The organism is Roseateles sp. GW821-FHT09G09, from assembly GCF_059415965.1.
This window is the reverse complement of record NZ_JBWKOG010000007.1, coordinates 274173-287958: the sequence shown is the minus strand read 5'-3', so window position 1 is coordinate 287958 and position 13786 is coordinate 274173. Positions and strand designations below refer to the sequence as shown.

Here is a 13786-nt window from a genome sequence, read left to right as displayed (position 1 = left end):
CGATGGCTCAGCTCAGTGGCAATGCAGCGGATTCCGACTGGGAACAGTGAACGACCGACTCGTTTGCTGAGTCCGGCGCCGTCCATGTCGTCAACGGCAGGATCAGCGAGGTCCGCGCGCCCTGCGGAGTGCGTTCGAAATGGAAGACCGCGCCGATGCGTTCGGCCCGGCGACGCAGGCCGTCCAGGCCGGTGCCACCGGTCAGCGGCGACTCGTCCCCGCACGCCGACACGTCCGCGGCCGCCTCCCCGACCGCCTTCCCGCCCGCGCCCCCGACCGCGCCCCGTTGTGCGGCACCCGACTGACCGTTGTCCTCGATGAGGACGTCCAGCCGTTCGCCCTGCTGCACCATCATGCGGATCGACAGCCGGCTCGCGCTGGCGTACTTGATGGTGTTGGCGACGGACTCCTCGACGATGCGCATCACCTGCTTGGAAAGGTCGGCCAGCAGCACGATCTCGGGTCCGTCGGGGATGTCGTACTCGATCTGGAAATCGGCCCGGGTGAGCGACTCGTCCAGGTTGCTGCAGTAGGTGAACAGGATGTCGTGGATCGTGCGCTGCTCGCGGAGTTCCGTCACCGAGATGATCTCGCGCAGGTCCTTCAACGCGTCCATCAGGCCGCGCTCGAGCCGGTCGTGGTCGATGTCGCGGTCGCGCACGCTGAACAGCGTGGTGACCAGCTTGGAGCCGATGCCGTCGTGCAGGTCGCGGTAGATCCGGTCGCGCTCGGCCTGCGCGGCGGACTCGGACTCCATCTCGCGCTGCCGGTTGTAGCTGACCAGCAGTTCGCGCTCGCGCTGCAGCAGCGTGTCGGTGAGGATGCGGTTGTTGTCGCGGACCCGCTTCACATTCGTCTGGAATTTCGTCAGCAGGATCTGCGCGACGACGAACAGCAGCAGCGGCACGCTCAGATGGCTCAGGTAGATGGGCGTCACCAGCAGGTGCGAGAGCGACCAGCCCGCGTCAGGCATCAGGAAGGACACGAGCTGGCGCACCGCGTTGTGGTCGCGCAGCGCGAAGACCTGCGCCAGCACGGACTGGAACAGCAGCGACATGGCCGTGCGCGAGCGGGTCCGCGCGACATGCAGCGCCAGACGCGAGCAGGCATAGAGATGGAAGGCCAGCAGCACGGGCAGCCAGTAGGCGTCGAGCCACTCGCGTCCGCGCAGCCCCAGCACCGGATAGGCGATCGCCGCGAAGGCGGCCGCGCCGAACAGGGCCAGGGTGCCGCCCCGCCCCAATGGTTCGTCGACGAAGGCGAAGATGAACAGTGTCAGCACCACCACGACACCGCCGATGCAGGCGTACTGCGCCCAGAGCCACAGGGGCACCATCGCGGCGGGCAGGTAGGGCAGCAGCACCAGCGAGAACAGCACCGACCACAGCACCGTCGTCGCGCCCGCATGCAGGAACACGGCCCCTTCCCGCCGGTTCGCCAGCCAGGCGCCCAGCATGAACATCCCCGCCAGCAGGCAGAAGACGTTGGACGCATTGGCCAGGGAGGTGCCGACGAACAGGGTCAGCTCCCCGATGTAGGAAATGGTGTCGAGGTCGCCGATGTAGATCGGAGCGATGTGGATCCGCCGGTCCCAGGTCGTGAGCTCGACGGTCAGCACGTTGCCGTCGGGTCGCACGAGGCTGCGCGCCAGCGGCACCTGAAGCGGGCGGTACCACTTGTAGCGGGCGGCGGCGGTCGATTTCGGCAGGCCCGCGACCCAGACACCGTTCAGGTAGACGTCCATGCCGTCCAGCGCCTGGCTGATCAGCAGGCTCGTGCCCGGGATCCGCGAGTCGCCGCGCATCGGGAGGCCCGCGCGCGGCTCGCAACAAGGCGCCGGATGCGCCAGGTAACGGTCCAGATCGATGCGGAATCTCGCCCGCTTCAAGCCGTCCGACTGGCTGACGTCATGGAGATAGGGCAAGGCGAACGCGCCCTCGTGGGCGAGGACCGGACCGGTCAGCCGCGGCACCTCCGGACCGGCATCACGCGGGTCGGTGGACGCGTCGACGATCTCCAGGTCCTGGGCGCCTTCGACGCGGTACACCCGCGTCGCCAGGCTGCTGGTCGTCACGACCAGCAGCGCCAGCACGAAGAAGGTCAGCCAGAAGAACACCGTCTTCAGCGAACTCCGCTTCGGACTGCTACTCATCGATGAGCCCGTGCAGGCGCGCGGCATTGGCCGCCATGGCCCGCGACTTGACGCCGAGCTTGCGGTAGACGCTGCGCAGGTGCTGGTTGACGGTGTGATGCGAGATGCTCAAGCGCCGGCCGATCTCCACGATGGGCAGGCCGTCGACGAGGTGTCGCAGCACTTCCCATTCGCGCTCGCCCAGGCCGAGGTCGCGCAGCACCTTCTGCCGGTCGACATGCGGCCGCACGTTGTTCTCGAGCATGTTGATGCGCTCGACGACGAGCTGGGCGACCGCGGGGCTCAGGGGCGCCTGCCCGTTGTGCGCGCTGACCAGCTTGTCCACCATCCCCGGCTGGATCTCCTCCTTGAGCAGGTAGCCGCTCGCACCGGCCCGCAGACTGCGCATCACATGCTTGCTGTCACCGAAGGTGCTGACGACGACGCTGCGCGATTCCGGGCACTTGTCCTGGATCAGCCGGATCAGCTCGACACCGTCGACATCCGGCAGGCCCAGATCCACCACGTAGAGGTCCGCGCGGTTGGCAAGGATGGCCGCCACCGCCTCGCCGCGATTCTTGGCGATGCCCACCACCTCGCAAAAGCTACTGTTCGAAATCACGTCCACCAACCTTTTCATGACGGTGGGGTCGTCTTCGATGATCACGACGGCAATACTCATTGGCTGACTCCTTCTCGCTCGTTATCCCATTGCCCAGAGGCGGGCACAGTTTCGCGAGCGAGCGGAAACGAGCAATCACCGAAGCAAGTAAACCCGAAAACGCCAGACTACTGAATTCAGTGGTGGTCCAGGATTCGCGGCGACGGCGCCTCCCATTCCCCCTCGGCGGGCCGGGAAGGCCGACGCCATCGGCCTTTGATCCAGTCTTCGGCACTGGCGGCGAGACAGGCGATCAACAGCATCAGTCCACCGATCGCCAGCAGATAACCAATCACAGTAAGTTCAAATAAGGGATGACCAGCGGTGGGAGGCTCCGTCCTCTCGGCCAGCAGGCAGCCCGCGCCGGCGAGCGCCAAACCGATCGAGATCGCGTACATATTTCTCATGACACAAATCCATTTGCAAACTATTGGCGGCAGTGTCACCGACTGCGATCAGTTTGCCACTCACTTATGAATGTATTTATCGACTCAAACTTGCTAGGTTTCGGCGATTCGAATCGCGAATTCCCTGATCGACCGTCGAATTCGCACGATTCAACGCCGCCGTCGAATATGGAGGGGGCGCGTTCACCCATTCGGGGAGCGCCGTCGACGCGGTCGGGGACAGGTTCGACCCGCATCGACTCAGTCGCGGTGGCGGGCCCGGCGGAGGCCCATTCCGCCGAATGCCGCATCAGGAAAAGCAGACGGGCGCCCGAAGGCGCCCGTCGCAAGGGGAAGGTGCCGGCCCGGATCAGCGCAGGAAACGCCCCCGCGGATCGATGATCGCGATGTCCGCGTAGTTGGTGCCGGTGTGGTCGGCCGGCGAATAGCCCACCTCCATGCCGCCCAGGTCGAAGCGGGTCATGCCGTTGAGCACCTTCAGGAGGGCGGCCCGGCCGGGATCCTTGCCGGCGCGCTTGAGCGCCTCGACCAGCACCTTGGCGGAGGCGAAGCCCTCCATCATGGCCGGCGTGACCTGGCCGTTGGATTCGGCCGGATGCGCCTTCACCAGGTCGCCCAGCTCGCGGACCATCGGCACGTTGGTCGAGCGCTCGCTCGGGAAGACCTGCGAGACGATGATGCCGGCGGCGTTCTGGCCCAGCAGCTGGACGAAGCCGTTGGAGGCGTTGTTGGACAGGGTCGCGCCCAGGATGCGCGAACCGGCCGCGCGCAGCGCGTTGATCGTGTCCGCGGTGATCTGCTGCGACGCGACCATCAGCACGACCTGCGGGTCGGCGGCGATGAGCTGCTTGACCACGCCGGCGATGTCCGGCTTCTCGCGCTCGTAGGTGAAGTGGGCCACCGGCTTGACCTTGCGGTCGTTGAAGCCCGCCATCGCGCCGGCGATGCCGTCGGCGCCGAAGGTGTCGTTGACCTGCACCAGCGCGATGCGGGTGTTGCCCATCTCCAGCAGCAGCTGGACGGCGCGCTCGGCCTCGCGCTGGTAGGTCGAGCGCACGTTGAAGACGAAGGGGTTGACCGGCTTGTGCAGCAGCATCGCGCCGGTGGACGGCGCGATCAGCGGCACCTGGCTCTTTTCCAGCAGCGGCATCACGGCCTGTGTGTGCGGCGTGCCGCGCGTCAGGAACAGCGCCACGGCGCCCTTGTCGATCAGCGTCTGCGCGTTGGCGGCGGCGCGCTTGGGATCGAAGCCGTCGTCCAGCGACTGCAGGTCGATCTTCTGGCCGTTGACGCCGCCGGTGGCGTTGACCTTGTCGATGTAGAGCCTGGCGCCCAGCGTCAGTTCCTTGACGCTGGCGGCGACCTGTCCGGTGAAGCCGGCCGTCTGGCCGATGAGGATGTCCGCGTGCGCGGCGGCGCTGATGCCGAAGGCCGCCAGGGCGGCGGCGACGGAAGCGGCCAACCGGCCCAGGGACCGGTTGCGGGTTGACTTGCTCATGGTGGTCTGTCCCGCCGGCTCGCGGTGGCGGCCGGCTGTGTCTCCAGCACGCCGGCGGTCAGATCGCCGCCGGCCCCTCGGCGCCGAGACCCCCCATGTTCAGGGGGGATCAGCGCCCCGCGCGCATCTTAGCCACGATGTCCTCGACGCGCCCCAGCAAGGCCCGGGTGTCGAAGGTCAGAACGTTGCGATTCGACAGCACCTGCCGGCCGCCCACCCAGACATCCGTGACATGTTCACGCCCGGCGACATAAACGAGCTGCGCATCGGCGTGATACACGGGCTGGCATTCGATCGAGTCCAGCGCCACGGCGACGACGTCCGCCAGCTTGCCGGCCTCCAGCGTGCCCAGGTCGTTGGCGCGCCCCATGGCCTTGGCGGCGCGCACCGTGGCCATCTCCAGCGCGGTCCGCGCGGTGACGGTCAGCGGATCGCCGGTCACGCCCTTGGCGAGCAGCGCCGCGGCGCGGATCTCGCTGAACATGTCCTGGCGGTTGTTGGAGGCCGCGCCGTCGGTGCCGAGGATGGTGTTGACGCCGGCCGCCTCCAGCGCCTTCACCGGCGCGACGCCGGACGCCAGCTTCAGGTTGGAGCTCGGGTTGTGGACCAGGTGCACGCCCTGCCTGGCCACGAGGTCGATCTCGTCCGGGCTCAGGTGGACCATGTGGACGGCGATCATCTTCGCGTTCAGCAGGCCGAGCTTGTTCAGGCGCGCCAGCGGACGCTCGCCGTACTGCTTCACGCTGCCGTCGATCTCGTCCTGCGTCTCGTGGATGTGGCAGTGCATCTGCAGGTCGTACTTCTCGGCCAGCTCGCGCAGCTGGATGAAGGTCTCGTCCGAGACCGTGTACGGCGCATGCGGCGCGCTGGTCCAGTCCAGCAGCTTCTCGCCCTTGAACTGCTCGTAGGCGGCCAGGCCCTTGTCGATGTAGTCCTGGGCGTTGGCGGCGTAGCCGGTGGGGAAGTCGATGACGTTGATCGACACGCCGGCGCGGATGCCGCTGTCCACCGCCGCGCGAGCCATCGCGGTCGGGAAGAAGTACATGTCGTTCAGGTAGGTCACGCCGCCGCGCAGCGCCTCGGCCGCGGACAGCAGCGAGCCCTGGTAGGTCCAGTCCTCGCTCACCCACTGGCGCTCCAGCGGCCAGATGTGGTTGTTGAGCCAGTCCATCAGCGCGAGGTCGTCCGCGACGCCGCGCAGCAGCGACATCGCCGAGTGCGTGTGGGCGTTGATCAGGCCCGGGATCAGCACATGGTCCGGCAGTTCGACGCGCTCGGCGTCGGCGTAGCGCTTGAGCGCTTCCTCGCGCGGCAGCACGGCGGCGATGCGCTCGCCGTCGATGGCCAGCGCGTGCTGCTCAAGCACCGGGCTGTCCGGGGTCATGGTGATCAGCCAGCGGGGCAACAGCAGCTTCACGGCTTGGGTCGTCATGGGGGTTCTCCTTGCTCACGCCGCTCGGCGCGACGTGCATTGTCTTGATTCTTGAAGGCGTCGCCGCATCATCGCCTCGTGGCGACAGTGCGGATTCAGAAGATCTCGTCGAACAGCGCCAGCACCCGCGCCGCGTCGACCTCGACGCAGACCTGCTGCGCCGGGTGACCGCTCCACGGCGTGCCGGTGCCGTGCTCGCCGCGCCAGTCCTGGATGGTCTGGCCGGTGGCGATGCCCTCCAGCGCCACGCGCACGGGGCCTGCGCGCAGGGTGAAGGCGTCGGGCACCAGCAGGATCGCCGCGGCGCTCGCGTCGTGCGCGTAGATGCCGCCGATGCCGTCGCGCGCGTCGTAGAACTGCTGGTAGTGGCGCGTCGCCTGCCAGAGCAGGTCGCCCGCGCCGTCGCCGCGGCCGCGCAGCTTGGCGAGGTCGGCCTCGCGCATGATCGCTTCCTGCGTCACGTCCAGGCCGACGATGGTCACCGGCCAGGCGGCGGTGAAGACCTGGTCCGCAGCTTCGGGGTCGGCCATGATGTTGGCTTCAGCCACCGGCGACACATTGCCGCCGTGGCCCTTCAGGCCGAAGGCGCCGCCCATCACGACGACGCGCCTGACCTTGCCCGCGATCGTCGGGTCGTGTGCCAGCGCGAGCGCCAGGTTCGTGAACGGGCCGACGGCCACCAGCGTGATCTCGCCGGGCCGTTCGTTGACGAGGTCGCAGATCAGCCGATGCGCGGGACGCGGATCGAGCGGCCGCGTCGGCGCCGGCAAACGGTCCGCGACGCCGCCGAGGCCGTCGTCGCCGTGCACGTGCGCGGCATCCTTGCGGCGGCGTTCGTCGCGCAACGGGCCTTCGGCGCCGGCGGCCACGGGCACCTCGTTGCGGTAGAGCGCGGCCAGTCCGCGCGCATTGCGCGTGGTCGTGGCGACGGGGCCGTTGCCGAAGGCCGTCGTGACGGCCACCAGCTCGAAGCGCGGGTGGCAGGCCAGCAACGCGAGCGCGAGCGCGTCGTCGATGCCAGGGTCGGTGTCGAAGAGGACCGGGATGCGGTCCGAAGCAGGATGCTTGCTGTCCATGGCGTACTGCGCTCCAGGGTCAGGTCGGGGGTCAGGGGTTGCCGTCGGCGGAGTGTGCCCCGTTCGCGATCAACTCCGCGAGCTCGGGCAATTCCGGCAGCTCGGAGCGATGCGGCATCGCCTGCTGCACGCCGGTCCGGCTGACGGCGAGCGCGGCCGCCAGCTGTCCCAGCGCGGCCGCGCGGGCCGGCACCAGGCCCTCGGCCAGGCCGACCGCGAGGCCGCCGACCAGCGTGTCGCCGGCGCCGACCGTGTCCACCGCGTCCACGCGCGCGGCGAGCAGGTGCAGGCCGTCGGGATGCTCGTCGCTGAGCAGCCAGGCCCCGGCGCCGCCCAGCGTCACCAGCACGTGGCGCGGCCCCAGGGTCCGCAGGTGCGCGGCGGTCGCGCGCGCGATGGCGATGCCGTCGGCGTCGCCGGGCAGCGCGACGGCGCGGGCCAGTTGCAGGGCTTCGGTTTCGTTGACGATCAGCCAGTCGCTCAAGCCCAGCAGCGCGGCCGGCAGGTCCTGGGCGGGCGCGGCGTTCAGCACCGTGGTCACGCCGGCCTCGCGGGCGATCTCGAAGGCGCGCTGGATGGCCGGCACCGGCACCTCCAGCTGCGCCACGACGACCTTCGCCTGGCGCAGCAGCGCCCCGCCCTGCGCCACGTCGGACGCGTCCAGGTCCGCATTGCTGCCGGGCACGACGACGATCGCGTTCTCGCCGCCCTCGCTCGCGACCATGATCACCGCCACGCCGGGAAAGGCCGCCTCGTCGCGACGGATCGCCTGCACGTGCACGCGTTCGGCCTCCAGCGCCTTCAGCAGGTCCTGCCCGTGCTGGCGCATGCCGACGCGGCCGATCAGCGCGACCTCCGCCCCCAACCGCGATGCGGCCACCGCCTGGTTGCCGCCCTTGCCGCCCGGCGTGCCGGCGAAGGCCTCGCCGATCAGGGTCTCGCCCGGCGCGGGCAGACGCGCGGCGTGGGCCACGAGGTCCATGTTGACGCTGCCCACCACCACGACGGTGGCGGCAGCCTTGGCTGAAGTCATGAAAGCTCCGGAGACGACGGCGCCGCGGTGCTCTCGCGCAGCACGACCTGCGGCACGAGTTGCAGGTCCTTGAAGGGCGCCTGGGGATTCTCGATGCGCTCGATCAGCGCGCGGCCGGCCTCCCGGCCCAGGTCGCGGATCGAGCAGCCCACGCTGGTCAGCGCGGGGTAGACATAGCTGCCGAGTTCGATGGCGTCGAAGCCGACGACCGACAGTTGACGGGGCACGTTCAAGCCGAGCTCGGCCGCGGCGCGCAACGCGCCCATGCCCATCAGGTCGTTGCAGGTGAAGACGGCGGTCAGTTCGGGCTGGCGCGTCAGCAGCGCCTTGACGGCTTCGTAGCCGCCGGCGGTGCTGAAGTCGCTCTCGGCCAGCCATTCGGCACGCGCCTCGAGGCCGCGCTGCTGCAGCGCGTTGCGCCAGCCGGCGACACGCTCGGTGGTCACTTCGAACTCGGCGGGGCCGCTCACGCAGCCGATGCGGCGATGGCCCAGCTCCAGCAGGTGGCGGACCACCTCGAAGGCGCCGAGCTGGTTGTTGACGCTGACGCGGTCCGCGCGCGCGCCGGGCACCAGGCGGTCCACCGTCACCACCGGCACGCTCGCATGGCGGAAGGTGCTCGCCAGCGTCTCGGCATCGCCGGCGGAGCTGAGCAGCAGCCCGTCGATGCGCTTCTCCAGCAGCGTGCGCAGGTAGGCCTGCTGGTGCTTGGGATCGTTGTCCGAGTTGCAGAGGAAGACCGAGTAGCCCGCCTGCCGGCACCACTCCTCGGCACCGACGACCAGTTCCGCGAAGAACGGATTGCGCACGTTGGGCACCAGGACGCCGACGATCTTGGTCTCGCTGCGACGCAGCGACCGGGCCACCGCGCTGGGCAGGTAGCCGATCTCGTCGACCGCCGCCAAAACGCGCGCGCGCGCTTCGGCACTCACCGGCCGGGTGTTGTTCAGCACGTGCGACACCGTGGTGAAGGACACCCCCGCCAGCGCGGCTACATCCTTGATGGTGCTCATCGGTCGATCCGGTCCTCTGCTTGTGCCAAACTGGCTCGTTCAGTCAATTGCAAACGTTTGCAAAGCATAACCCAAGGCGATGCGCTCCTGGTGAGGACGAACCCCGCGCATCAAATATTCAAAGTCGCATCTCGAGGAACCGTTCAACCCCGCATTGCCAAGCGCGGGCTCTCCGCGACGCAGGGGGCATCGCGTCCGCGAACCCCCAGCATCACTCCGGCCCCACCCTCGCACGTTGACATCGGGTCAGGTCTTGCGGCCTGCGGAAATGAAAAAAGCCCCTGGCATTGCTCAGGGGCTTGGTGCTGCGAGCCGGTGTTGCGGCTCGTCGTCGGTCGATCAGCGTTGGGCGATCGGCGTGACGTCGCGCTTGGTGGCGCCGACGAACAGCTGACGCGGACGGCCGATCTTGTACTCGGGATCGCCGATCATCTCGTTGAGCTGGGCGATCCAGCCGACCGTGCGGGCCAGGGCGAAGATCGCCGTGAACAGCGGCACCGGGATGCCGATGGCGCGCTGCACGATGCCGGAGTAGAAGTCGACGTTCGGGTACAGCTTGCGGGCGACGAAGTACTCGTCTTCCAGCGCGATCTTTTCCAGCTCCATCGCCAGCTTGAACAGCGGATCGTCGTGCAGGCCCAGCTCGTTCAGGACTTCGTGGCAGGTCTCGCGCATCAGCTTGGCGCGCGGGTCGTAGTTCTTGTAGACCCGGTGACCGAAGCCCATCAGCTTGACGTTGCTGTTCTTGTCCTTGACCTGCTTGATGAACTCGCCGATCTTGGCCACGCCACCCATCTCCTGGATGTCGTTCAGCATGTTCAGGCAGGCCTCGTTGGCGCCGCCGTGGGCAGGGCCCCACAGGCAGGCCACGCCGGCGGCGATGGCCGCGAACGGGTTGGTGCCCGACGAGCCGCACAGGCGCACCGTCGAGGTCGACGCGTTCTGCTCGTGGTCGGCATGCAGCGTGAAGATGCGGTCCATCGCGCGCACCAGCACGTCGTTGGGCTTGTACTCCTCGCACGGCGTGGCGAACATCATCCGCATGAAGTTGCCGGCGTACGAGAGGTCGTTCTTCGGATAGATGTAGGGCTGGCCGATCGTGTACTTGTAGGCCATCGCCACCAGCGTCGGCATCTTCGCGATCAGGCGGATCGCGGCGATCTCGCGGTGCTCGGGGTTATTGATGTCGGTGCTGTCGTGATAGAAGGCCGACAGCGCGCCCACCAGGCCCGTCATGACCGCCATCGGATGCGCGTCGCGACGGAAGCCGCGCAGGAAGAACTGCATCTGCTCGTTGACCATCGTGTGGTTGGTCACGCGGTTGACGAACTCCTCCTTCTGCGACGGCGTGGGCAGCTCGCCGTACAGCAGGAGGTAGCAGGTCTCGAGGTAGTCGCAGTTGGTCGCCAGCTGTTCGATCGGGTAGCCGCGGTACAGCAGCTCGCCCTTGTCGCCGTCGATGTAGGTGATCGTGGAGTTGCACGACGCCGTCGACAGGAAGCCCGGGTCGTAGGTGAACTTGCCGGTCTGCGCGTAAAGCTTGCGGATGTCGATCACATCCGGACCGATGGTGCCCTTGTACAGGGGCAGATCCATTTGCGGGCTGCCATCGGAGAACGACAGGGTGGCTTTGACGTCAGACGGGGTCATGGGCATTCCTTATGACTTCGGGGGTTCTGGTTACTGAGGGGTCCGCAGCATCGCGAGCACGGCATGGACGTCGGGCCGGTCCAGCTCGTCGGCCGGTTCCTTGCGGGCCAGCATCAGATCGAGCAGGTCGTTGTCCGACAGGTCCATCAGTTGACGCAGGCCTTCCGCGTGGAATTCGGTCAACGCGTCTTCGTGCCGCCGGAAGAACCGCTCGATGAAAAGGTCATTCTCCAACAGCCCGCGGCGGCAACGCCATTTGAGCTTGGAGAGATCCCTCTCATCGATGAGGGTGTTGATGTCGGTGGCGTTCATGCGTGTGCGTAGCGGGCCGGAAGCAGCGCGAGCGGGCTCAGACGGTGCGACGCACCATCAATTCCTTGATCTTGCCGATCGCCTTCGTCGGGTTGAGACCCTTCGGGCAGACGTCGACACAGTTCATGATGGTGTGGCAGCGGAACAGGCGATACGGGTCCTCGAGGTTGTCGAGGCGCTCCGCGGTGGCCTGGTCGCGGCTGTCGGCGATGAAGCGGTAGGCCTGCAGCAGACCGGCGGGGCCGACGAACTTGTCGGGGTTCCACCAGAAGCTGGGGCAGCTGGTCGAGCAGCTCGCGCACAGGATGCACTCGTACAGGCCGTTGAGCTCGTCGCGCTCTTCGGGGGACTGCAGGCGCTCCTTCTCGGGCGGCGCTTCCTCGTTCACCAGGAACGGACGGATCGAGTTGTACTGCTTGAAGAACTGCGTCATGTCCACGATCAGGTCGCGGACGACGGGCAGGCCCGGCAGCGGCTTGAGGATGATGACGTCCGGCAGCGAGCGCAGGTTGGTCAGGCAGGCCAGGCCGTTCTTGCCGTTGATGTTCATCGCGTCGGAACCGCAGACGCCTTCGCGGCACGAGCGGCGGAACGACAGCGAGGGATCGACGGCCTTGAGCTTGAGCAGGGCGTCCAGCAGCATGCGTTCGTTGCCGGCGAGCTCCAGCTCGATGGTCTGCATGTACGGCTTGGCGTCCTTGTCCGGGTCGTAGCGGTAGATCTTGAAGGTGCGCTTGATCATGTTTGAATGCTCCTGCGGCCGGTCAGAAGGTACGGACCTTCGGGGGGACGCTCTCGACGGTCAGCGGTTGCAGATTGACCGGCTTGTAGGTCAGGCTGTTGGACTTGGAGTGCCACAGCGTGTGCTTCATCCACTCCTTGTCGTTGCGGCCCAGCGGGAATTCCGCATCGTCCGCGCCGCGCTCGAAGTCGTTCACCGTGTGGGCACCGCGGCATTCCTTGCGCGCGGCGGCGGACACGATCGTGGCCTGCGCGGCCTCGATCAGGTTGTCCACTTCCAGGGCCTCGACACGCGCGGTGTTGAAGACCTTGGACTTGTCCTGCAGCGTGATGTTCTTGACCCGCTCGCGGATCGCGGCGATGGCGCTGACGCCCTCGTCGAGCAGCTTGCTGGTGCGGAACACGCCGGCATGCGACTGCATCGCGGCGCGCATGTCGTCGGCCACACCCTGCGCGTACTCGCCGCCGGTGTTGGACTCCAGGCGGTTCAGGCGCGACAGCGTCTGGTCGGCGGCGTCCTTGGGCAGCGGCTTGTGCGACTTGCCGGAGTTCTTGACGGCGTCCACGATGTGGTTGCCCGCGGCGCGACCGAAGACCAGCAGGTCCAGCAGCGAGTTGGTGCCCAGGCGGTTGGCGCCGTGCACCGACACGCAGGAGCACTCGCCCACCGCGTACAGGCCGTTGACGATGTCCTTGTAGTTGTCGCCCTTGGGGGTGACGACCTGGCCGTGGACGTTGGTCGGGATGCCGCCCATCTGGTAATGGATGGTCGGCACGACGGGGATGGGTTCCTTCGTGATGTCGACGTTGGCGAAGTTGTGGCCGATCTCCAGCACCGACGGCAGGCGCTTGGCGATGGTGTCGCCGCCCAGGTGGGTCATGTCCAGCACGACATAGTCCTTGTTGGGACCGCAGCCGCGACCTTCCTTGATCTCCTGGTCCATGCAACGCGAGACGAAGTCGCGCGGTGCCAGGTCTTTCAGCGTCGGGGCGTAGCGCTCCATGAAGCGCTCGCCGTTGGCGTTGCGCAGGATCGCGCCCTCGCCGCGGCAGCCTTCGGTCAGCAGCACGCCGGCGCCGGCCACGCCGGTCGGGTGGAACTGCCAGAACTCCATGTCCTGCAGCGGGATGTCGGCGCGCGCCGCCATGCCCAGGCCGTCGCCGGTGTTGATGAAGGCGTTGGTCGACGCGGCGAAGATGCGGCCGGCACCGCCGGTGGCCAGCAGCACGGTCTTCGCTTCGAGGATGTGGACCTCGCCCGTCTCCATCTCCAGCGCGGTCACGCCGACGCAGTCGCCGTCGGCGTCGCGGATCAGGTCCAGCGCCATCCACTCGACGAAGAAGTTGGTGCGGGCCTTGACGTTCTGCTGGTACAGCGTGTGCAGCAGCGCGTGGCCGGTGCGGTCGGCCGCCGCGCAGGCGCGCTGGACCGGCTTCTCGCCGTAGTTGGCGGTGTGGCCGCCGAACGGACGCTGGTAGATCGTGCCGTCCGGGTTGCGGTCGAACGGCATGCCGAAGTGTTCGAGCTCGTAGACGACCTTGGGCGCCTCACGGCACATGAACTCGATGGCGTCCTGGTCACCCAGCCAGTCCGAGCCCTTCACCGTGTCGTAGAAGTGGTAATGCCAGTTGTCCTCGGACATGTTCCCCAGGCTGGCGCCGATGCCGCCCTGGGCGGCCACGGTGTGCGAGCGGGTGGGAAACACCTTGGACAGGACGGCCACGTTCAGGCCGGCCAGCGACAGTTGCAGCGACGCGCGCATGCCGGAGCCGCCGGCTCCCACGATCACGACGTCGAATTTGCGCTTGGGCAGCGAGGTTCCGATTTGCAT

The 13786-nt window shown here is 67.7% G+C and carries 12 protein-coding genes; all 12 read right to left on the bottom strand.

Annotated elements, in window-relative coordinates; genetic code table 11:
• Positions 1-7: 7 nt before the first annotated feature.
• Positions 8-2152: a sensor histidine kinase gene (locus AC07O8_RS20120; protein WP_495049720.1), complete on the bottom strand. Its 2145-nt coding sequence runs from the start codon at positions 2150-2152 to the stop codon at positions 8-10.
• A complete protein-coding gene (locus AC07O8_RS20115) occupies positions 2145-2813 on the bottom strand; it encodes a response regulator (protein ID WP_495049719.1) in 669 nt (222 codons plus the stop codon). The genes AC07O8_RS20120 and AC07O8_RS20115 overlap by 8 nt, the downstream gene beginning before the upstream one ends.
• A 116-nt stretch (positions 2814-2929) precedes the next feature.
• Positions 2930-3199 carry a hypothetical protein gene (locus AC07O8_RS20110; RefSeq protein ID WP_495049718.1) on the bottom strand — a complete coding sequence of 90 codons (270 nt, stop codon included), beginning with the start codon at positions 3197-3199 and terminating at the stop codon, positions 2930-2932.
• A 349-nt stretch (positions 3200-3548) separates the two neighbouring features.
• Entirely contained in the window at positions 3549-4697 is a 1149-nt protein-coding gene (locus AC07O8_RS20105; RefSeq protein ID WP_495049717.1) for an ABC transporter substrate-binding protein, read from the bottom strand.
• A 109-nt stretch (positions 4698-4806) separates the two neighbouring features.
• On the bottom strand, positions 4807-6129 hold the full coding sequence (locus AC07O8_RS20100) for a TRZ/ATZ family hydrolase (RefSeq protein ID WP_495049716.1): 1323 nt from the start codon (positions 6127-6129) through the stop codon (positions 4807-4809).
• A 95-nt stretch (positions 6130-6224) separates the two neighbouring features.
• Positions 6225-7205: a nucleoside hydrolase gene (locus AC07O8_RS20095; protein ID WP_495049715.1), complete on the bottom strand. Its 981-nt coding sequence runs from the start codon at positions 7203-7205 to the stop codon at positions 6225-6227.
• A gap of 31 nt (positions 7206-7236) precedes the next feature.
• Positions 7237-8238 carry a ribokinase gene (locus AC07O8_RS20090; protein WP_495049714.1) on the bottom strand — a complete coding sequence of 334 codons (1002 nt, stop codon included), beginning with the start codon at positions 8236-8238 and terminating at the stop codon, positions 7237-7239.
• On the bottom strand, positions 8235-9251 hold the full coding sequence (locus AC07O8_RS20085) for a LacI family DNA-binding transcriptional regulator (RefSeq protein WP_088408873.1): 1017 nt from the start codon (positions 9249-9251) through the stop codon (positions 8235-8237). Before AC07O8_RS20085 ends, AC07O8_RS20090 begins: the two co-directional genes overlap by 4 nt.
• 339 nt (positions 9252-9590) lie before the next feature.
• The gene (gltA, locus tag AC07O8_RS20080; protein ID WP_297531479.1) at positions 9591-10901 is read right to left on the bottom strand and encodes a citrate synthase; all 1311 of its coding nucleotides are present in this window, start codon (positions 10899-10901) and stop codon (positions 9591-9593) included.
• Positions 10902-10931: 30 nt separating this feature from the next.
• Entirely contained in the window at positions 10932-11213 is a 282-nt protein-coding gene (locus AC07O8_RS20075; RefSeq protein WP_495049713.1) for an FAD assembly factor SdhE, read from the bottom strand.
• 37 nt (positions 11214-11250) lie between these two features.
• Positions 11251-11955 carry a succinate dehydrogenase iron-sulfur subunit gene (locus AC07O8_RS20070; protein WP_067273709.1) on the bottom strand — a complete coding sequence of 235 codons (705 nt, stop codon included), beginning with the start codon at positions 11953-11955 and terminating at the stop codon, positions 11251-11253.
• A gap of 22 nt (positions 11956-11977) precedes the next feature.
• Entirely contained in the window at positions 11978-13786 is a 1809-nt protein-coding gene (sdhA, locus tag AC07O8_RS20065; RefSeq protein ID WP_495049712.1) for a succinate dehydrogenase flavoprotein subunit, read from the bottom strand.